This is a genomic window from Aeromonas salmonicida subsp. salmonicida (assembly GCF_001643305.1).
In the GTDB taxonomy this organism is placed as follows: Bacteria; Pseudomonadota; Gammaproteobacteria; order Enterobacterales; family Aeromonadaceae; genus Aeromonas; species Aeromonas salmonicida.
The window spans coordinates 13953-32505 of record NZ_LSGW01000066.1 but is presented as its reverse complement, the minus strand read 5'-3'; the positions used below and the strand labels follow the sequence as shown (position 1 = coordinate 32505).

Sequence of the window (18553 nt, the reverse complement as noted above, 5' to 3'; positions counted from 1 at the left end):
CATAACTTCAATCAGTTAATGTGAGTTTTGCTATGTCTACCTCAAAAACTTCCGTGCCGGGAAATGCCAAGTCAGTCCCTGTCGGCCGCCGCGAGCAGCGTGCCAGTGCCCAGCGTTTTATCGACAATCTCAAGGGGATGGCCCATCCCAACTCCAGCCGCATCTTTATCGAAGGTTCTCGCCCCGATATCCGGGTTGGGCTGCGTGAAATCGCCCTGGCCGACACCCTGGTGGGGGGCAGCAAGGATAACCCGCAGTTCGAAGCCAACGAGCCTGTCCCCGTCTACGACACCTCGGGTGCCTACGGTGATGAGCATGCGGTTATCGATGTGCGTCTCGGTCTGCCGCGCCTGCGGGAAAACTGGGTACGGGAGCGCGGTGACACCGAAGAGCTCGATGATCTCAGCTCCGCCTTCACCCAGGAGCGTCTCGCCGATGAGGGGCTGGATCACCTGCGTTTCGATAACTTGCCCAAGCCCCGTCGCGCCAAGCCTGGCCGCCGGGTAACCCAGCTGCACTATGCCCGTCAGGGGCTGGTCACCCCCGAGATGGAATTTATCGCCATCCGCGAGAACATGGGCCGCGAGCGGGTGCGCTCGGAACTGCTGCTGCGCCAGCATCCGGGCCAGGGTTTCGGTGCCCGCCTGCCCGAGAACATCACCCCCGAGTTCGTGCGCGATGAGGTTGCCGCCGGCCGCGCCATCATTCCCAACAACATCAACCACTCGGAAACTGAGCCCATGATCATAGGCCGCAACTTCCTGGTGAAGATCAACGCCAACATAGGCAACTCGGCGGTCAGCTCCAGCATCGAAGAGGAGGTGGAGAAGCTGGTCTGGTCCACCCGCTGGGGCGCCGACACCGTCATGGATCTCTCCACCGGTCGCAACATCCACGAGACCCGCGAGTGGATCCTGCGCAACAGCCCTGTGCCCATCGGCACAGTGCCCATCTATCAGGCGCTGGAAAAAACCAACGGTATCGCCGAAGACCTCACCTGGGAGCTGTTCCGCGACACCCTGCTCGAACAGGCCGAGCAGGGTGTGGACTACTTCACCATCCATGCCGGCGTACTGCTGCGCTACGTACCCATGACCGCCAAGCGTCTCACCGGTATCGTCTCCCGTGGCGGCAGCATCATGGCCAAGTGGTGCCTGTCGCACCACAAGGAGAACTTCCTCTACCAGCATTTTCGCGAGATCTGCGAGCTGTGCGCCGCCTATGACGTGGCCCTGTCGCTTGGAGACGGTCTGCGTCCCGGCTCTGTCTATGACGCCAACGACGAGGCCCAGTTCGCCGAGCTGCGCACCCTGGGCGAGCTCACCAAGATCGCCTGGGAGTACGACGTCCAGGTGATGATAGAGGGGCCGGGCCATGTGCCCATGCACATGATAGAGCGCAACATGACGGAGCAGCTGGAGCACTGTCACGAGGCGCCTTTCTATACCCTGGGCCCCCTCACCACCGACATAGCTCCCGGTTATGATCACTTCACCTCCGGCATAGGGGCCGCCATGATCGGCTGGTACGGCTGCGCCATGCTCTGCTACGTCACCCCCAAGGAGCACCTGGGGCTGCCCAACAAGGAGGACGTGAAGCAGGGCCTCATCACCTACAAGATCGCCGCTCATGCCGCTGACTTGGCCAAGGGTCACCCCGGTGCCCAGATCCGCGACAACGCCATGTCCAAGGCGCGCTTCGAATTCCGCTGGGAGGATCAGTTCAACCTGGCGCTGGATCCCGAAACCGCCCGCGCCTATCACGACGAGACCCTGCCCCAGGAGTCCGGCAAGGTGGCCCACTTCTGCTCCATGTGCGGCCCCAAGTTCTGCTCCATGAAGATCACCCAGGACGTGCGCGATTACGCGGCCAGCCTGGAAGCGGTCGAGGTGAAGCTGGTGGGCATGGATGGCCAGCAGGAGCGGGTAGTGGCCGAGGTGGAAAGCGGCATGGCGCAGATGGCAGAAACCTTCAAAGAGAAAGGTAGCGAGCTCTACCATCAGGCGGCGGCCCTCAAACCGGCGCGGGAGGAGGCATGAACAGCCGACCCATCGTCTGGACCATAGCCGGTTCCGACTCGGGGGGCGGTGCCGGCATTCAGGCCGATCTGCATACCTTGCACGATCTCGGTGTGCACGGTTGCTCTGTCATCACCGCCATCACTGCCCAGAACTCGGTGGCGGTGAAGATGGTCGATCCCGTGCTGATGCAGACTTTCACCGCCCAGATCGACGCTCTCGGCGTCGACTTGCCCCCGGCGGCAATCAAGATAGGCCTGCTGCCGACCCGGCTCCATGTGGAGGTGCTGGCCCGGCGGCTCGATACCCTGACGGCCCCCTTCGTGGTCTACGACCCGGTGGCCATCGCCAGCACAGGCACCCCCATGGCCGAAGCCAATATGCTGGCGGCGGTGCGCGAACATCTGCTGCCGCGCCTCTCCCTCATCACCCCGAACGGCCCCGAACTGGAGGCGCTGACCGGCATTCCCGCCAGCAGCCCTGAGCTGGTGCGGGCGGGGGCGGCGCGACTGCGCGAACTGGGCGCCCGCGCCGTGCTGGTCAAGGGCGGGCATCTGGGCTGGAGCGACGAGCTCTGCCTCGATTACTACCAGGACGAGCAGCGCGAGTTCTGGCTAGGAGCGCCGCGTATCGACACCCGTCACGGCCACGGCACCGGTTGCTGTTATGCCAGCGCCATCGCCGCCGTGGTGGCGCAGGATCACCCGGTCGATGACGCCATCACGCTCGCTCGTGCTTATTTGCAACAGGGGCTGGCTGGGGCGCAAGGGGTGGGGGCCGGCCCTGGCCCGATTGCCCATCTCGGCTGGCCAGCGGATCTTGCCCACTTCCCCCGCGCCGTGCTGGCGGGGTCGAGCCTGGATCGCCGCTTTGGTCTCTATCCCGCCTGCGAGGCCCGCCTGCCCGAGGGCCCCTTTGCCGCGACCGAACATCGGCTCGGCCTCTATCCTGTGGTGGATTCGGTCAAGTGGCTCAAGCGTCTGCTGGGGGCCGGGGTCAAGACCCTGCAGCTGCGCATCAAGAACCTGCCTGCCGCCCAGGTGGCACCGGCCATTGCCGAGGCGGTGGCGCTGGGTCACCGCTTTGGTGCTCGGCTCTTTATCAATGACTACTGGCAGCAGGCCATAGCCGCCGGTGCCTATGGCGTGCATCTGGGGCAGGAGGACATGGAGACGGCGGATCTCGCCGCCATCCAGGCCGCCGACCTGCGCCTCGGTCTCTCCACCCACGGCTACTTCGAGTTGATGCGGGCCCGCGAACTGGCCCCTTCCTACATAGCGCTGGGTCATATCTTCCCAACCAACACCAAGCAGATGCCGTCCCGCCCCCAGGGGCTGGTGCGACTGCAACGCTATCGTGCACTCATGTGCGACTGGCCGACGGTCGCCATCGGCGGTATCGGCGAGGAGCGCATTGCCGCGGTACAGGCAAGCGGGGTCGGCAGCATTGCCCTGGTGTCTGCCATCACCGCAAGCGACGACTGGCAGGGGGCCACAGCCCGATTGCTGGCGGCAGTGGGGGCGGGGGATGAGCCTTGCTCTGCGCTTATCCATCAGGCCATCACGCAGCAGGAGGCCGATCATGCTCTCTGATGCGGAATACCTGCGCTACGGCAGGCAACTGATGCTGAGCGAAATCGGCGAGGCGGGGCAGGCGAGGCTGAAAAAGGCATCCGTGCTGATCGTCGGCCTCGGCGGGCTCGGCTCGCCGCTGGCCCTCTATCTGGCCGGAGCCGGGGTGGGCACCTTGTGGCTCGCCGACGGCGACGTGGTGGATTCCAGCAACCTGCCGCGCCAGATCCTGTTCGATGCTGATGCGGTCAATCGCTCCAAGGCCGAGCTGGCCCGGGAGCGGTTGGCGGCCCACAACCCCCATGTGGAGCTGATTGCCATCAATCAGCGGCTCGATGAGCAGAGCCTGCCCGCCTTCGTGGCTGAGGTGGATCTGGTTGTCGACTGCTGCGACAACCTGGCCAGTCGCCACGCCATCAACGCCGTCTGCGTGGCGCAGCACAAGCCCTGGATCTCGGCTGCCGCTGTCGGCTGGCAGGGACAGCTGATGGTGCGAACCGCCCCCGAACACGCCTGCTATGCCTGCCTCTATCCGCTGGATACCCGCATCACGGAGAGCTGCCAGAGCAGCGGTGTCGCAGGCCCTCTGGTGGGAGTGATGGGCGCCTTGCAGGCGCTGGAAGCCTTGCGGCTGCTGCTGGGCAAGCCCAGTCCGGTGGCGGGCACCCTGCGCCGTTTCGATGCCCTGACCCACGAGTGGCAGACCCTGGGGTTGTCCCCTGATCCCGCCTGTTCCGTGTGCGACGCCTCTACCTTTGCCAATCCCATGGAGGATGCGCAATGAAGATCCGATTGAACGACAGCGAGCTGGTGCTGACGACCAGCCCGGATAGCCAGATCTGCGTGGCCGAGCTGCTGGCGGCCCGCGAGGTTGCCCCGCAGGGGGTGGCGGTGGCCCTCAACGGCGCTGTGCTGCCCCGCAGCCGCTGGCCTGACACCCGACTCAATGACGGGGATGAACTCCACCTTTTCACTGCCATCGCCGGAGGCTGAGATGCTGACCATAGCTGACCATGAATTTTCGTCCCGCCTCTTTACCGGCACCGGCAAGTTTGCCCGCCCGGATCTGATGGCGGCGGCCGTCGAAGCAAGCGGCTCCCGGCTGGTGACCATGGCCATCAAGCGCCTCGAACCCGGCAAGCGCCACGACGATATCCTCACCCCGCTGCTGGCACTCGGGGTCAAGCTGCTGCCCAACACCTCGGGCGCCAAGACAGCCGCCGAGGCGGTGTTTGCCGCCCATCTGGCCCGCGAGGCGCTCGGGACTAACTGGTTGAAGCTGGAGATCCACCCCGATCCCAAATACCTGCTGCCCGATCCCATAGAGACCCTCAAGGCCGCCGAACAGCTGGTGAAAGAGGGTTTCGTGGTGCTGCCCTATTGCGGGGCCGATCCCGTGCTCTGCAAGCGGCTGGAAGAGGTGGGCTGCGCCGCCGTGATGCCGCTCGGCGCCCCCATCGGCTCCAATCAGGGGCTGGTGACCCGGGATTTCCTCGCCATCATCATCGAACAGGCGCGGGTGCCCGTGGTGGTGGATGCGGGGATAGGTGCGCCGAGTCACGCCGCCGCCGCTTTTGAGCTGGGTGCCGACGCCGTGCTGGTCAACACCGCCATCGCCGTGAGCCGGGATCCGGTCGCCATGGGCCGCGCCTTCGCGCTGGCCTGCGAGGCAGGTCGCAGCGCCTATCTGGCGGGCCTCGGCGCGCGCGGGCTGCAAGCCAGCGCCTCCAGCCCGCTCACCGATTTTCTGGAGGCGCTATGACTCAGGGCATGGGGCAAGATGTGGCGTCTGGATGCGCCCCGCTCCGATTGGGAGAGGGGTTGGGGGGGAGGGTATCAGAGGTGAGGGACGTGGAGGCACGCCCCTCCTTTATCAGCCGTTGGCGCGAGCTGGAGTGGGACGATATCGGCATGCAGATCCGCGCCAAGACGACCCGGGATGTGGAGCGGGCGCTGGCCAGTCCGCGCCGCACCTTGGCCGACTTTATGGCGCTTATCTCCCCGCCCGCCGAGGCTTATCTACCCCAGATAGCCCAGCTGGCAGAGAGTCTCACCCGCCAGCGCTTTGGCAATACGGTGGGCTTCTACGTGCCCCTCTATCTGTCGAACCTCTGTGCCAACGACTGCTCCTACTGCGGCTTCTCCATGAGCAACCGCCTCAAGCGCAAGACGCTGGATGCAGAGGAAATTGAGCGCGAGTGTCTGGCCATCAAGGCGCGTGGTTTCGACAGCGTGCTGCTGGTGACCGGTGAGCACGAGAGCAAAGTGGGCATGGCCTATTTTCGTGAGCATCTGCCGCAGATCCGCCGCCATTTCAGCACGTTGGCGATGGAGGTGCAGCCACTGTCGCAAGCGGATTACGCCGAGCTCAAAACCCTGGGGCTGGATGCTGTTATGGTCTATCAGGAGACCTATCACGCTCCCAGTTACGCCCGCCATCACCTGCGTGGCAACAAGCAGGATATCGACTGGCGGCTCGCCACCCCGGAGCGGCTGGGCCGGGCCGGCATCGACAAGATAGGGCTGGGGGCGCTGATTGGCCTCTCTTCGGATTGGCGCGCCGACAGCTATTTTGTGGCCGAACACCTGAGCTGGCTCGAGCGCCATCACTGGCAGAGCCGCTATTCGCTCTCCTTTCCGCGCCTGCGCCCCTGCACCGGCGGCCTGCAGCCCGAAGTGGTGATGTCGGACAGGCAGCTGGTGCAACTGATCTGCGCCTGGCGCCTCTTCTCACCGCCCCTGGAGTTGTCACTGTCGACCCGCGAGTCGCCTGCGTTTCGCAACGGCGCGGTGCGCCTCGGCATCACCCAGATGTCGGCGGAGTCGCGCACCCAGCCGGGCGGCTATGCGGAGGGGGACAAAGAGGAGCTGGAGCAGTTCGCCATCCACGATGCTCGCCCGCTGGGTGAGGTCGCCGATGCCGTCAGGCAGGCTGGGTTGCAGCCGGTGTTCAAGGACTGGGAACCCTTCTTGGGCCGATAGGGGCGGCCACGCCCCCTTTGCCGGTGGCATCCAGGCGTCCAGCCAGACGCTGTGCCTGTGGCAAGCAGGCACGGCTGCGCCGTGCAATCGTAGGGTCGATTAGCCGTCAGGCGTAATCGTCCGCTTTGTTGTGTGGGGATGGTGGATGGCACGGCTTTGCCGTGCAGGACGCGAGGCCGCTGGCCTCGAAGGGGTTTCGCCCGCCCTTCGGGCTGGGGCGAGTAACTTTTCTTTGCGTGGCCAAAGAAAAGTCACCAAAAGAAAGGCCACCCCCCGCTTATTCGCCCGACTTACGTCGGGTTCCTTCGGCTTACCCGCTTGTCCGACGGCACGCGCCGACGGGCCATCCATGGCCCGGCGCCGCTCGCTCGACATCCTGTCTCGCGGCCTAGACAAGCGGGTTCGCCTCAGCGAATTAAGAGGGGGAACCAAGACCGTGTCCGCCCCGTAGATCGTGGTGGGTGCAGTTGATATGCGAGATGGCTCTTAGGGTAATTGCTTGAGGTAATTGGTTAGCGAGAAGGGGTGAGCAAATTCCTTCATGCTTGCCAACCTGTCCAGCTCTGCCTGCCCAATCTGCTGCAACTGGGTTTTCTGGGCAGGAGTTAGGGTGGTGGCGCTGGCCTTGATTAATACGTTGAGAAAGGAACTGTCTCCCTCTACTGCTTGATGGAACGCCTTGAGCGCCAGTGCATCAACCTCTGCTGCGGTGCAGCGTCATGCAGATAGATAAGCACGGTCGCCTGTTGTTCCTTCCCCAGTGACCAGAAGTGGTCACCTTTCGCTGGCAACGTGGGTGTGTGTTGCGACTTGATCTGGACACATCGCTCAAACGCTGTGTCCAGATCATGTAGTGACAGGGCCATTGTGCCCTGACAGACAAAGAGCAGCAGGAACGCGAGTTTACTTGTTATATGAGGCATGGACGCACTTCCAGAATTGAGATTCTTTACCTGTTGAGGACCATGCCATGGGTTCGACAACCTGATTCAATTTATGGCGAAGCATATTGGGGATACCTTCCATTGCTTGGCCATACAACTCCCAGTCGTGGTCATGGATGTTGTAGACCACATCTTTGGCACTTCTTGGGTCACTAAAAATGGTATATAGCGGCGTGGCGGAAACGGCGAAGGCCAATTGATTCGCACTATCCACAAGTTGGTCGATCTGCTCAAGAGCATCTATTGAGCGGGAACTCAGAGTCAACTCCTTGATCGGACAAGTGGCTATCCCCATGATACTCTCCTGTTGCTATCAGACATAAATGGGGCCTAATGGATATCATTTATCTCGCTGATGGTCAAATTAAAGGGCTTGAAAATGGAAGATGTATCGTACTGTTCTGAGGTGAGCAGGAATCCGAGAGGTAGATATTTATTATGATGTTGCTGGTCGTTTTTCTCATCTCGGGAATCTACCTCTTTTCGGGTTTTGGTCGGCTTGAAGATAAACGGTTTTTATCCGGTTCATTCTTGATGCTGTTCTATCTTGCCCTTTATTACTTCTTTCCTGTCACCACATCTGGCTCTTCCATTTATATTGGGCGGTTAACCCAATATCTGCCCATATTCTCATATGGTGTGATATTGTTTGGTCATATCATCCTCCCATCCCATAAAGAGAAATATGTTCATTGGGCCGGATTTTTGGGATTGGTATTTTCCATCTTGTCTCACTCTGTAATTTAATACTTATTTATTGTTAGCATGAAAGTGAGCTTGGTAAGTAAAGTTGTAAAAATAGAGATGCAATTCGCTTCGTTCATTGCGCCTACGCCACCGTACATAAAAGGTCAGTTTCTTCAAAAACTAAGGTGAATTGATGCTTGCTTAAACTAGCTTGGTAGCAAGGTATTTTATTAAGGAACGTATTCTTGCAAGCGAATTTACGTAGCGTTGACTTGTCTGAGTCTGTTAACCTACAGCCTAAAAATATCCCAGCGATACACTCTACTGGTATATCAAAAAGGAAAATAGAAGTTGGTACCGCTGCGAAAAAGGAGAGTGGTTCGTTCAATATGGTGCTACTTGGAGAAAATCTCATTTCCTCCATATCGTCAGTGGAGTTGCCATCCTTTTCTTGCTGATCCATTAAATGACATGCTTTATGATTTATGGAGATTTTCATCATCCCTTTGTATTTCTCGATATCAAGCAGTTCAAGGTAGCTTTCATCATAGAAATCAAGAATGTATTCATAGGCATCTTTAGTAATAATAAAGTAATCTGCATTCGATACCTTAGTTATTATTCGATGCTCTTTTTCATAAATCCAGTCGTCACTCTTGGTTAATAGGTTTCTTTTTGGTGATGTATCACGTGGTAGTATCTCATGTCTTTCTCTATTGTAGAATACACGTTCAAGAGAACTAGTTAGACCAAGTTTTTTTATTGAAGTGAGCATTCAAAATGTGGTGGTCAAACTCAACAACAATACCCTTGTGCTCATCGGCATAGTGGGACCACATTAATAGTTTATTATAACTTTCAGTAAAGGATATGATTCCGGTGTCATCAAATTCCTCATCACTTGCGTACTCAGCGATTTGTTGGAAAAATCTTCTCGATGAGCATCCTCTAATATTTTCTCTAGAGTATCTTGAACAGGGTTGAATTCAAAAGGATCGTTTAGTGCACAGCGTTGGCTTAACCTTAAACTAGGCTTTTTTAAAAATTCAGATCTAAATTTCATGTACTTGTAGATTTTATTCATTACTAATTTTCTGTTTATTCAAAAAATAACTTACATGCTCCAGCGGCATTTCTGGTAGTTGGCAAAATATCTCGTAGTCCTGCTTCTGATAAAGGGGACGGCTTGGATCACGTTGTAGCCTGACAGGCCGATCCGCGGTGCCTCGACCTCATCCTCTTGCGGCGTTTGGGGTGTGGTGATTTGCATCGGGCTTCCTGCTTGATGGTGTTTATCGGGCCGCAGCTTCCAGTGCGGCTATCTCCCCGCCACCGATCAACAGCAGATTCCGGCTGATCTGCTCCACCGGCCAGTTCCACCAGGCGAGGGCGTTGAGGCGGGCTATGGTGTCGTCGTCAAAGCGGTAGCGGATCACCCGGGCTGGGTTGCCGCCGACGATGGCGTAGTCGGGTACGTCGCCGGTGACGACGGAGCGGGCGGCGATAATGGCGCCGTTGCCGACCTTGACGCCCGGCATAATCAGGGTGTCATAGCCAATCCAGACATCGTTGCCAATCACCGTATCCCCCTTGTAAGGCAGCGTGCCAGGTGCGGGGGCTGCGCTCTCCCAGCCATTGCCGAAGATAAAGAAGGGGTAGGTGGAGAAGCCGGAGCTCTGGTGGTTGGCGCCGTTCATGATGAACTTGACCCCGCGGGCGATGGCGCAGAACTTGCCGATGATGAGCCGGTCGCCGATGAAGGGGAAGTGATAGAGGACGTTGCGCTCAAAGCCTGCCGAGTCTTCCGGGTCGTCGTAATAGCTGTAATCACCCACCTCGATATTGGGCCCCTTGATGGTGTTCTTGATAAAGCACACCTGGGGGAAGCCCTTCATGGGGTGGGGATTGGCGGGATCGGGTCCGTGCAAGGTGCTCTCCTTTCGAATCTGTCGGCACACTACCGTAAAGGAAGTTGATGACGGTCTGCCACCTTTTTGTGGTGGTGCACTCGCCAGCCTTTGTCGCCCCGTCGTCATGTGCGCATCGACCCGGGGCGGGTTTGTCTCTAGCATGGAGCTGATGCGGGGCCTGGGCTCCGTCACGGGCTTTTGACGAAGTCCGTTCCACGGACTGATGGCGGAGAGAAGAGATGATGAATATGCGTTCCTTGTTGATGGTGGGGGCCCTGCTACTGGGCGGTTGTAGTATCAATCCCTATGGCGGTACTCCGGCGCCTGTCACCGAGCCGGATCAGCCTGTGATCCAGCCAGAGAAACCTGTGACCAAGCCGGATGCCGGGGCGCCACTACCCAAGCCGGTGGCCCCGACCGGGCTGGCGCTTGCCATGGCGGATGCCTTCGTGCAGGCCCCAGAGGTGCGGGAGCTGGCGCAGAGTGGCAATGCCGTCCTGCTGCTTACCCCGCCCCGAGACGGCACCAATGACGAGCTCGATACCAGCACAATGGCGGCGGCCATGAGCAAGCGGATCCAGTCCAAGAGCGGTTTTCGCTTCGTCGATCCCGGTAAGGTGGCCGCCATCACGGGGCAGCTCGAGTATCAGCAGGGGAGAATGAATCCGGCATCCTTGGTGCGGCTTGGCCGCCAGACCGGGGCCAGTTACATGCTCTATGGGGATCTGGTGTCCGAGGGGAGTCGCTATCGGCTCACCATGAGCCTGATGGAGCTGCGCAGTGGCGAGCTGCTCTGGAACGGCAGCCGCTCCGCCAGCCACTGAACATGACAAAGAGGCTTGATTGCCGTCGCATTCAACCCTCTTGTTTCCATGACCCTGGCTGCGCCTGTTACTGCCCCGTCTTCTTCAGAAAATAGGTGATATGCCCAGGTGGCATATCCGGCAGTTCGCCAAAGACGGTGTAGCCCTGCTTCTGGTAGAAGGGCAGGGCCTGGAAGCTGGTGGTTTCCAGATGAACGTGGGTGATGCCCTTGTCGCTGGCATATTGCTCCATGGTGGCGAGCAGGCGGGCGCCCCAGCCGTCCTTGCGGATGCCTTCGTCGATCCAGAGCCAGTCCACGTGCAGCCAGCCCCACTTGATATCGGCGACTATGCCACCAAGCACCTTGCCTTGTTCATCCTTGATAAAGCTGGCGATCCGCTCGCGCAGGTGTGTGCCAGCCTGGGCTGTGTTGTAGCTAGACAGGCCGATCCGCAGGGCGTCGAGCTCCTCATCCTGCGGGGGTAGGGGCGGGGTCAGTCGCATATTGGCTCCAGGTCCATGAAAAGAGCCTCAATAAATAAGGGTTTGGACTCAATCTGGTCAAGCCTTCTGGCCACAGAACCGGAAATTATCTATTCCCGGTGACCTGTTTCGACGCTCAGATAAAAGCTTTACGACCGGGGGACTCGTCAAATCTCTGGAAAATAGCAGGCGGCGATATCGACGGGCTGATCCGGGCAGCCGGGCAGATAGAAGTGCCAGCCTGCGTCGGAGAAAGCGCGCAGCTCACTTTCGACAAATTTCAGGGCCAGGCTCAGGGCCTGCAAGGCGTCTATGCCATGGATAAAGGTCTTGTCGCCAAGCCCGGCCAGCTTCACTTTGCAGCGATAGTCGCCACTGGTGGATTTGGGGTCGGGTTGCGGTGCGCCGATGGCAATTTTCAGGGTAACTTGTTCGCCCTCCAGGCTCACGGCATCGAATTTGGCGGTGACTATGGTTCTCTTCATCTGGATATTCCTTCTCCGGTTGACGGCCGTCCTCGCTTGCTGGCGCTGAGCTGGAGTCCCTGGGCGGCTGATGGGGTGACAATAGACTCAAGATGGTCAGCCTAAAGGAACTGCCCCAGCGAAACAATCACTTGCCTGTGCGCAGTGTGAGCGGGATCGGCTTCTCCGGGGATAGTGCTCGGCCCCGCATCACAATCCGCAGGCCCTGCTTGCCGGGGTGAAGGATATTCAGAACGCAGTCTTGTTATTGTTCAAGTCAATTAATTAAGAAGACGGCATAATTGTTTTTCACAAAACCATTATCTATATTTTTGATATTACCAGATGGATTGTTGATCATGTTTATATTATCGACTGATTAATGTATGGTTTGCCGTGATGTTATGATTCTGAAATCAAGTGGTTGTATTCTGGTCGAAATGACACATTCTGTTTTCATTTCAAACAAAGTTATTCAAACAGTCATGAATTATTAACCTTGACCTTGATTGCGTTTTCAACGATGGTAGCGTGGCATATCCGTTTCATATTGGCTGTCCTGTTGACCGCTGACGGGTTTGTGTTTTCTAAAAAATGAGTACGATGTGCGCAGACATATCTGCCTATTACACGGGCCAATAAAATAATGTGACAGACAAATAAGGTGTATATCGCAATGAGTATAGCTATTGCTGAAAAGAATAATTCAGTCTCAAAGTTGAAATGGGAGAGAAGTGATTCGGTATGGACCATGGGCTTATATGCCACAGCCGTCGGTGCCGGAACCCTTTTTCTCCCCATTACCGTTGGCAGTAATGCTCCGATCATACTGCTGTTTATTTTATTGGTAGCATTTCCGCTCTCTTATTATTCCCACCGCGCCTTGAGTCGCTTCGTGTTATCCAGTTCCCATCGGGAAGGGGATATTACCCATGTGGTGGAGGAACATTTTGGCCCCAGGGCGGGCAAGCTGCTGATGCTGGTCTATCTGATGGCCTTCTACCCCATCATTCTGGTCTACAGCATCTCCATCACCAATGCCATCGAGAGCTTCATGGTGCATCAGATGGGCGGTGCAATGGTCAGCCGTGGCTGGCTGGTGCTGGCGGTGATGCTGGGGTTGCACCTGATCTTGCTGACCGGCAAGCAGGTGGTGGTCTCTGCCATCAGCGTGCTGGCGCTGCCGATGATCGCCTTCCTGCTGGGTATCTCTTTCTACCTGCTGCCCCAGTGGAGCCTCTCCTATTTCACCGAGAGTCAGGCCGTGGATTGGCGTGATCCCGCCGTCTGGAAATCCCTCTGGCTGATAGTGCCCGTGATGGTGTTTTCATTCAGCCATGCGCCCATTATCTCCTCCTTTACCGCTGCCCAGAAAAAGCGCTGCCATGTGAGCGCCCATATGCGCAGCCAGCGCATCATCAAGTGGAGCAGCCTGCTGATCTGCGGCAGCGTGCTGTTTTTTGTCATCAGCTGTGTGATGAGCCTGAGTCAGGCGGAAATGGCGCTGGCTCGTACCGACAATATTTCCGTACTGTCGGCGCTGGCGAACAAATTTTCCAATCCGCTTATCGCCTATGTGGGTCCGCTCATCGCCATTCTGGCCATGTCCAAATCCTTCCTCGGCACTTCAATGGGGGTGAACGAGGGGACTGTGAGCATGGTGAGCGGCGCTTGCCGGGGGCTTGGGCTCTCCCTCGGGGAGGTCACCATAGCCAGGGTCTCATCCGTCATCCTGTTCGTGGTGACCGGCGTCATCACCTATCTGAACCCCAATGTGCTGAATATCATAGAGAAGGTGAGCGGCCCCCTGATAGCAGTGATCCTGTTCCTGCTGCCCGCCTACGCCATCTATCGTCTGCCGGCGCTCAAGGGCTATCGCGGTGCGAGCACACTGTTCGTGATGGTGGTGGGTCTGCTCGCCATCTCCGCGCTGATCTATGACCTGATCTGACGGCCTGCATGCCGCATGAAACAAAAGGGGCGACCACCTGGTCGCCCCTTTTTCGTCTGCGTGTCAGGGTCAACCCAGCAGGGTCGAGACGCTCTGCCCCGCCATCAACAACCCTATGGCCAGGGCGCTGAACCAGACCAGGGTGGCACTGACCAGCAGGTAACCGCTGGCGACGAACAGGCCGTCTCGCTGCAGCATGCCGATGGCCAGCAGCAGAATGGCCCAGGCGGGCATGGCGTTGGTGAAGGGGATGGCCCCCAGCGGCAGCATCAGCAACAGGGCGGCCAGCATGAGCAAGAGGCCGTTGCAGCGGTTGATGGCACTGCTGCCGGTCAGCAGCAAGAAGCGTGGGCGAATGAAGCGATCGATGCGGGCCAGCAAGTCAGCGCCCTTGTGCAGGGTCGGCTTTAGCTGATCGGCGGCGAAGCGGCGTTCCATCAGGATGGCGGGCAGCCAGGGCACACGGTTGAGGGTGATGCCGATACCGATAAACAGGATCAGCAGGCCAAACGGGGTGCTGACGCCAGGGATGGAAACAGGCAGCAGGAAGGGCACAGTGAGCAGTACGCAAAACAGCAGCATGCCCTGCTCACCCACCAGGGCCAGCATCTGGCGCAGGCTGATATGGCTCTCCTCTATGGCGTGGGCGGTTGCCCGCAGTGTGTCGGAGAGCTTGTGTTGTGGGTCCTTGAGTTGCGCGGCAACCATTCCCGAGTTTCCTTCTGATGAGTGGAATCGGGTCAGCATGACCCGGTTGCACGCCAGCATACGTGGCAGGGGTTAATCCCCGATGAATAACGGCGGCGGCGATGAGTGGCGTGGTGGCAGGATATGGTCAGCGGCAGCTGAGTGTGATCCTCCCTGCGAAAATGGGTTGATACAGGCCTGGTTTAGGATGGGGGTCAGGGGCTCTGATATGCTTGGTGGGCACTGGTGCACAAGCAGAGGAACTGTGATGAAACGAGCGGGGATCATGATGATGGGGCTCTTGCTGCCGCCGGGGCAGGCATGGAGCGCCGACGGCGAGGCAGGACTTGGCTGGCAGGTGACGCCATTTTTCGGCTATAGCTCGTCCATCGACTTCGAGGCGAACGATGACCCCCAACCCGTGCCTGTCTCCACCAAGCTGGAGTCATTGCAGGGGGAGGGTTCAGGCAACTGGGGCCTGTTCATCAGCAAGGAGGTGGATGACCCCGGCATGATAGAGCTGCTCTACAGCCACCAATCCACCCGCCTCTCCCCGGATCAGTCGGAGCGGCTGACGGTGGATACCTTGCACTTCGCCGGAGCCCTCACCCTGTCGGACAACCTGATGGCCCCCTACATAGGCGCCGGCATAGGGGCGACGCGCTTCGCCGCCTACGACAGCGAGGTGGCTCCCTCCATGTCGCTGGCGCTCGGGGTGCAGCCACGCCTGACCGAGCATCTGGCGCTGCGGGCCGAGGTGCGCGGCTACGGCACCCTGGTCAACGACAACAGCCAGTTTCTCTGCAACCCGGACGACTGCGTATTCAAGGTGCGCGGCGAGCTGGTGACTCAGTGGCAGGCCAATATCGGCCTGACCCTGAGGTTTTGATGCCTGTCAGCGCTGTGGAGTGCAGTGTCAGACAATGCCGCGGGTGATCCGGCTAAGGGGCTCGTTGACGTCGAACAGCTTGTACTGCACAGCGCTGGCGCCCATGGCGAGCACCCGCTGCTCGTGCATTTTCGCGTAGGCGAGAGCGCTGGCCTCATCCTCGAACAGATAGATGCCACCCGCCTCGCCGGTGCGCGGGTTCTCGGTCCAGATCTTGGAGATAAAGCCAGGCTCAAGGGTGATGGACTTGGCCAGCGGCATGGCGGCGTCGGTCAGTGCCGCCCCCATCTGCTCGGCGGGAAAGTTGAAATGGATTTGCAGCAAACTGGGCATGATGAACCTCTGGTGCGGATTGAGTGACGGAGTCCGCATCATAGGAAGCCGGCATCTTGGCTGCAAGAAGGCACTTTTTCGTGGCATAGTTACCGCAAAGTAACCACTCACGAGCCATCACGTGTCCTCACTCCCTTGCCCTGCCTATCGGGTGCTGCGGCTGCTCGCCGGTAAATGGAAACCGGCCATCCTGTTTCATCTGCGCGAGCAGACCCTGCGCTTTGGTGACTTGCGACGCTGTTTGCCAGAGGTGAGCCAGAAAGTGCTCACCGCCCAGCTCAAGGAGCTGGAGGCCGATTGCGTCATCGCTCGCACTCTCCATCCCCAGGTACCCCCCAGAGTGGAATATGCCCTGAGCCCGCTTGGTATTGCTCTGCACCCGCTGTTGCAGCAGATGCACGACTTGGCGTTGAGCCACGCCGAGCTGCTGGCGCAGAGTGGGGATGGCCCCGGCTCACCGGCTATCGAACCGGGCTGGCCTGCTGCCGACCAGGCCATTACCCACTCGGCACAGTGGGTGTGGGGATCCTGCTGTTCGGCCTCTATCTGGAAACCCTGAGCGAGATAGAAGTCGCAGCTGGCACGATTTTGCTGGTACACCTGCAGGCGCAGCGCTGGCCGCTGTTGTTTGGCGTGGGCCAGCAGAGCCTTGCCATAGCCGCGTCCCTGCTGCGCCGGAGCTAAGAAGATGGCGGCCAGGGTCTCTTCATACAGAGAATAAAACCCCAGCGCAGTGCCATCTTGCCAGAGCACATAAGAGTCGGCGGCGGGCAGATAGTGCTCCCGCATCGGCGCCAGGTTGGCGTGCCAGTAGGCCGGGTCGATGAAGTGGTGCGCCTGCAGGGAGGCCTCCAGCCAGATGGTGAGGACGGTCTCCATGTCGGACGGAGTGAAGGGGCGGATCTGCATGGGTGTCTCGTCTGGATTCGTTACAAAAGGAGCATGGTAACAGCGCCAGTCTCGCCGTCACCTTGTGGGTGGCCAAAGTGCCGCCCTGATAACAAAAAGGCGACCCGCAGGTCGCCTTTTGCCGCTTAACCGGCGTAGGGGAGGGAAGAGTGGTGCAACACTATGCGGACTTTGCCGTCATCCCCCTTCTTGAAGCCCCAGGTCTTGTCGACCGTGGTCTCCTTGTTGTCCCTGTCTGTCAGGTGAACCTTGCCCATGGTAAGGGCCATGTCGCCGTTGATATAGACGGCAGCGTTGTCGTAGTTGTAACTTTTCCAGTTCTTGAGGGCGAAGCCGGTGTCGGCGGGATAGGCCTTGTTGTTGCCGACGAAGTAGGCCAGCGCCCCTTCCTGATTGATGCGGAAGGTCTGTTCGCCTCCGGCCAGGGTGGGCTTGAACAGGACAGGGCCATTGTTGTAGCCGTAGGCGCTGTCGAGCACTGTCGTGGCCGTCGTTTTGGCCTTCTCTATGCCGCCGGTGCGGTAGTCGTCGCTGATCTGGATAAGGGCCTTGCCCCAGGCATCCTGCGCGGCTTTGATCTCGGCTTCAGTGATGTTGTTGTTGGCGATCTCGGCGGCACTGAGGGAGCCGCTGGCGGCGAGCAGAACGAGGACAAGGCCGTATTGCTTGGTAAACGACTTCTTGGTGAGCAACTTCATGCGGTCATGACTCCAGGTTGGGTTTCGCGTTAAGGAGACCGGAGTTTATCTGTCGGCGATGAATAAAAATTGAACCACCCGTTCAGTCGCGAGTGGGGAGGGATCGGCATAGCTCCCGCCTCCTCTCCCCTCAGTCTCACATGCCCCTCCTCAACGGGCGCGCAGCAAGCAGCGGCTGGCCGGGGTTGCCGCCAGCAGCCGGTAGGCGAGCAGGGAGAGGGTGATCAAGACCGGCACCTTCATAAGTTCCCACCAGAGCAACTTCCCCTGCGGGCCAAAGATCATCAGCCACACCACCAGCATCATGTGCAGGCAGTAGAGACCCAGCACCCAGGGTGCCTGGCGTTCCAGCCAGCTGCCTTGGCCCCAGCCCGGGTTGGCCAGCAGCAGGCCGAACAGGCCCAGGCCCCAGGGGAGCGAGCCGAGCAGGAAGTCGTGACGACTGAGGGGCACATCGGCGAAGTGCAGCAAGCCCCAGGCTTCCAGTGCATAGATCCCCATTCCCACACCCAACAGCAGGGCGCTGCGCCGGGTGTCCGGCCGCCAGTGACGGGCCCGCAGCTCGGCGCCCAGCGCCACGAACAGCAGCGAGAAGAAGGGACCGTTGCGGGTCAACAGTGCCCACTCGCCCCCCAGCAGCGGCTGGCCATAGGAGCCGCCGAGCAGGGCCAGCAGGTAGAGCAGCCCGCCGAGCACCAACGCCAGTCGGGGCAGCCCAATCCTGTGACACAGTGCCTGCAGCAAGACGGCCAGCATCAGGGCGGGCAGGAACCAGAGGTGGATCATGCCACCCACCCACCAGGCATTGAGGGGATCCCCCAGCTGCATCTGCCACTGGCTCGCCATGGCCGGCAGGTAGCCTTGCTCAATCGCCGCCAGCGGGTTGAAGGGCATCAGCAGATAAATGAGGCTCCACACCAGCCAGAGTCCCAGCAGAGGGCGGCAGTAACGCAGTGCTGCCATCATGGGGTTGCCTGCGGCGAGTGCAGGCTGCAGAAAGTAGCCGGCGCAGAGGAAGAAGAGCGGGACCGCGAAGCGGCACAACTGGTTGATGATGCCCCCCAGCCAGAGGTAGAGGGCGTCATTCCACAGTGTGGGGTCGAACGGATTGCTGAAGGGGGAGAGGTGAATGGTCATCACGGCCATGATGGCCACTACTCGCCCGCACTCTATGCTGGAGATGCGCATTATGCCTGCTGCCGTCTGGAGTCGAGGCCGCACCC

At 59.4% G+C, this 18553-nt stretch carries 19 protein-coding genes and 2 pseudogenes; 10 read left to right on the top strand and 11 right to left on the bottom strand.

Annotation, left to right across the window (positions count from 1 at the left end):
- Window positions 1–32: 32 nt before the first annotated feature.
- Genes thiC through thiH form a run of 6 tightly spaced genes read left to right on the top strand, consistent with a single transcriptional unit; the run spans window position 33 to window position 6571 of the window.
- The gene (gene thiC / locus AXW79_RS10535; RefSeq protein WP_005316285.1) at window positions 33–2039 is read left to right on the top strand and encodes a phosphomethylpyrimidine synthase ThiC; all 2007 of its coding nucleotides are present in this window, start codon (window positions 33–35) and stop codon (window positions 2037–2039) included.
- The gene (thiE, locus tag AXW79_RS10530; RefSeq protein ID WP_005316282.1) at window positions 2036–3610 is read left to right on the top strand and encodes a thiamine phosphate synthase; all 1575 of its coding nucleotides are present in this window, start codon (window positions 2036–2038) and stop codon (window positions 3608–3610) included. The genes thiC and thiE overlap by 4 nt, the downstream gene beginning before the upstream one ends.
- Entirely contained in the window at window positions 3600–4373 is a 774-nt protein-coding gene (locus tag AXW79_RS10525; protein WP_005316280.1) for a HesA/MoeB/ThiF family protein, read from the top strand. The genes thiE and AXW79_RS10525 overlap by 11 nt, the downstream gene beginning before the upstream one ends.
- Window positions 4370–4582 (top strand): sulfur carrier protein ThiS, encoded by a 213-nt coding sequence (gene thiS / locus AXW79_RS10520; protein ID WP_005316276.1) that lies wholly within the window; start codon window positions 4370–4372, stop codon window positions 4580–4582. The genes AXW79_RS10525 and thiS overlap by 4 nt, the downstream gene beginning before the upstream one ends.
- 1 nt (window position 4583) lies before the next feature.
- Window positions 4584–5351, top strand: coding sequence for a thiazole synthase (locus tag AXW79_RS10515; RefSeq protein WP_005316273.1), 768 nt, complete (start codon window positions 4584–4586; stop codon window positions 5349–5351).
- Window positions 5348–6571 carry a 2-iminoacetate synthase ThiH gene (thiH, locus tag AXW79_RS10510; protein ID WP_274607282.1) on the top strand — a complete coding sequence of 408 codons (1224 nt, stop codon included), beginning with the start codon at window positions 5348–5350 and terminating at the stop codon, window positions 6569–6571. The genes AXW79_RS10515 and thiH overlap by 4 nt, the downstream gene beginning before the upstream one ends.
- A 903-nt stretch (window positions 6572–7474) precedes the next feature.
- Here thiH and AXW79_RS10500 read toward each other — a convergent pair.
- From AXW79_RS10500 to AXW79_RS10485, 4 genes are all read right to left on the bottom strand, one after another.
- The gene (locus AXW79_RS10500; protein WP_005316265.1) at window positions 7475–7810 is read right to left on the bottom strand and encodes a hypothetical protein; all 336 of its coding nucleotides are present in this window, start codon (window positions 7808–7810) and stop codon (window positions 7475–7477) included.
- 534 nt (window positions 7811–8344) lie between these two features.
- Entirely contained in the window at window positions 8345–8977 is a 633-nt protein-coding gene (locus AXW79_RS22870; RefSeq protein WP_011899163.1) for a hypothetical protein, read from the bottom strand.
- Entirely contained in the window at window positions 8943–9041 is a 99-nt protein-coding gene (locus AXW79_RS24150) for a DUF2971 domain-containing protein (RefSeq protein ID WP_080561589.1), read from the bottom strand. Before AXW79_RS24150 ends, AXW79_RS22870 begins: the two co-directional genes overlap by 35 nt.
- A 453-nt stretch (window positions 9042–9494) precedes the next feature.
- Window positions 9495–10130 (bottom strand): Vat family streptogramin A O-acetyltransferase, encoded by a 636-nt coding sequence (locus AXW79_RS10485; RefSeq protein ID WP_005316254.1) that lies wholly within the window; start codon window positions 10128–10130, stop codon window positions 9495–9497.
- A gap of 224 nt (window positions 10131–10354) precedes the next feature.
- On the opposite strand from AXW79_RS10485, the gene AXW79_RS10480 reads away from it, so the two are divergent.
- Window positions 10355–10936, top strand: a complete 582-nt coding sequence (locus AXW79_RS10480) for a penicillin-binding protein activator LpoB (RefSeq protein ID WP_085941661.1) — start codon at window positions 10355–10357, stop codon at window positions 10934–10936.
- A gap of 67 nt (window positions 10937–11003) precedes the next feature.
- Here AXW79_RS10480 and AXW79_RS10475 read toward each other — a convergent pair whose 3' ends face one another.
- Together AXW79_RS10475 and AXW79_RS10470 are read right to left on the bottom strand one after the other, a co-directional pair.
- Window positions 11004–11420 (bottom strand): GNAT family N-acetyltransferase, encoded by a 417-nt coding sequence (locus AXW79_RS10475; protein ID WP_005316249.1) that lies wholly within the window; start codon window positions 11418–11420, stop codon window positions 11004–11006.
- 146 nt (window positions 11421–11566) lie between these two features.
- Window positions 11567–11884 (bottom strand): DUF6968 family protein, encoded by a 318-nt coding sequence (locus AXW79_RS10470; protein WP_005316246.1) that lies wholly within the window; start codon window positions 11882–11884, stop codon window positions 11567–11569.
- Window positions 11885–12758: 874 nt separating this feature from the next.
- Here AXW79_RS10470 and AXW79_RS10465 point away from each other — a divergent pair.
- Window positions 12759–13814 carry an amino acid permease gene (locus AXW79_RS10465; RefSeq protein WP_225854312.1) on the top strand — a complete coding sequence of 352 codons (1056 nt, stop codon included), beginning with the start codon at window positions 12759–12761 and terminating at the stop codon, window positions 13812–13814.
- Between the two features lie 69 nt (window positions 13815–13883).
- Here AXW79_RS10465 and AXW79_RS10460 read toward each other — a convergent pair whose 3' ends face one another.
- Window positions 13884–14522 (bottom strand): exopolysaccharide biosynthesis protein, encoded by a 639-nt coding sequence (locus AXW79_RS10460; protein ID WP_005316240.1) that lies wholly within the window; start codon window positions 14520–14522, stop codon window positions 13884–13886.
- 247 nt (window positions 14523–14769) lie between these two features.
- Between AXW79_RS10460 and AXW79_RS10455 the strand changes: the two genes are divergently transcribed.
- Window positions 14770–15390 carry an outer membrane beta-barrel protein gene (locus AXW79_RS10455; protein ID WP_005316238.1) on the top strand — a complete coding sequence of 207 codons (621 nt, stop codon included), beginning with the start codon at window positions 14770–14772 and terminating at the stop codon, window positions 15388–15390.
- 27 nt (window positions 15391–15417) lie between these two features.
- Here AXW79_RS10455 and AXW79_RS10450 read toward each other — a convergent pair whose 3' ends face one another.
- Entirely contained in the window at window positions 15418–15723 is a 306-nt protein-coding gene (locus tag AXW79_RS10450; RefSeq protein ID WP_011899159.1) for a monooxygenase, read from the bottom strand.
- A 121-nt stretch (window positions 15724–15844) separates the two neighbouring features.
- On the opposite strand from AXW79_RS10450, the pseudogene AXW79_RS23770 reads away from it, so the two are divergent.
- A pseudogene (locus AXW79_RS23770) lies at window positions 15845–16162 on the top strand (winged helix-turn-helix transcriptional regulator); the annotation flags it as partial.
- 101 nt (window positions 16163–16263) lie between these two features.
- On the opposite strand, the pseudogene AXW79_RS23765 reads toward AXW79_RS23770, so the two are convergent.
- From AXW79_RS23765 to AXW79_RS10435, 3 genes and pseudogenes are all read right to left on the bottom strand, one after another.
- Window positions 16264–16602, bottom strand: a pseudogene (locus AXW79_RS23765) (GNAT family N-acetyltransferase); the annotation flags it as partial.
- A gap of 155 nt (window positions 16603–16757) precedes the next feature.
- Window positions 16758–17330, bottom strand: coding sequence for a hypothetical protein (locus tag AXW79_RS10440; protein WP_005316227.1), 573 nt, complete (start codon window positions 17328–17330; stop codon window positions 16758–16760).
- Window positions 17331–17480: 150 nt separating this feature from the next.
- Entirely contained in the window at window positions 17481–18518 is a 1038-nt protein-coding gene (locus AXW79_RS10435) for an acyltransferase (protein ID WP_005316224.1), read from the bottom strand.
- Between the last annotated feature and the right edge of the window lie 35 nt (window positions 18519–18553).

Bases quoted from the DNA above. Each gene is read 5' to 3' on its own strand.
- thiC (WP_005316285.1), top strand. From the start codon at position 33: ATGTCTACCTCAAAAACTTCCGTGCCGGGAAATGCCAAGTCAGTCCCT.
- thiE (WP_005316282.1), top strand. From the start codon at position 2,036: ATGAACAGCCGACCCATCGTCTGGACCATAGCCGGTTCCGACTCGGGG.
- AXW79_RS10525 (WP_005316280.1), top strand. From the start codon at position 3,600: ATGCTCTCTGATGCGGAATACCTGCGCTACGGCAGGCAACTGATGCTG.
- thiS (WP_005316276.1), top strand. From the start codon at position 4,370: ATGAAGATCCGATTGAACGACAGCGAGCTGGTGCTGACGACCAGCCCG.
- AXW79_RS10515 (WP_005316273.1), top strand. From the start codon at position 4,584: ATGCTGACCATAGCTGACCATGAATTTTCGTCCCGCCTCTTTACCGGC.
- thiH (WP_274607282.1), top strand. From the start codon at position 5,348: ATGACTCAGGGCATGGGGCAAGATGTGGCGTCTGGATGCGCCCCGCTC.
- AXW79_RS10500 (WP_005316265.1), bottom strand. From the start codon at position 7,810: ATGGGGATAGCCACTTGTCCGATCAAGGAGTTGACTCTGAGTTCCCGC.
- AXW79_RS22870 (WP_011899163.1), bottom strand. From the start codon at position 8,977: ATGCTCACTTCAATAAAAAAACTTGGTCTAACTAGTTCTCTTGAACGT.
- AXW79_RS24150 (WP_080561589.1), bottom strand. From the start codon at position 9,041: ATGTGGTCCCACTATGCCGATGAGCACAAGGGTATTGTTGTTGAGTTT.
- AXW79_RS10480 (WP_085941661.1), top strand. From the start codon at position 10,355: ATGAATATGCGTTCCTTGTTGATGGTGGGGGCCCTGCTACTGGGCGGT.
- AXW79_RS10475 (WP_005316249.1), bottom strand. From the start codon at position 11,420: ATGCGACTGACCCCGCCCCTACCCCCGCAGGATGAGGAGCTCGACGCC.
- AXW79_RS10470 (WP_005316246.1), bottom strand. From the start codon at position 11,884: ATGAAGAGAACCATAGTCACCGCCAAATTCGATGCCGTGAGCCTGGAG.
- AXW79_RS10460 (WP_005316240.1), bottom strand. From the start codon at position 14,522: ATGGTTGCCGCGCAACTCAAGGACCCACAACACAAGCTCTCCGACACA.
- AXW79_RS10455 (WP_005316238.1), top strand. From the start codon at position 14,770: ATGAAACGAGCGGGGATCATGATGATGGGGCTCTTGCTGCCGCCGGGG.
- AXW79_RS10450 (WP_011899159.1), bottom strand. From the start codon at position 15,723: ATGCCCAGTTTGCTGCAAATCCATTTCAACTTTCCCGCCGAGCAGATG.
- AXW79_RS10440 (WP_005316227.1), bottom strand. From the start codon at position 17,330: ATGAAGTTGCTCACCAAGAAGTCGTTTACCAAGCAATACGGCCTTGTC.
- AXW79_RS10435 (WP_005316224.1), bottom strand. From the start codon at position 18,518: ATGCGCATCTCCAGCATAGAGTGCGGGCGAGTAGTGGCCATCATGGCC.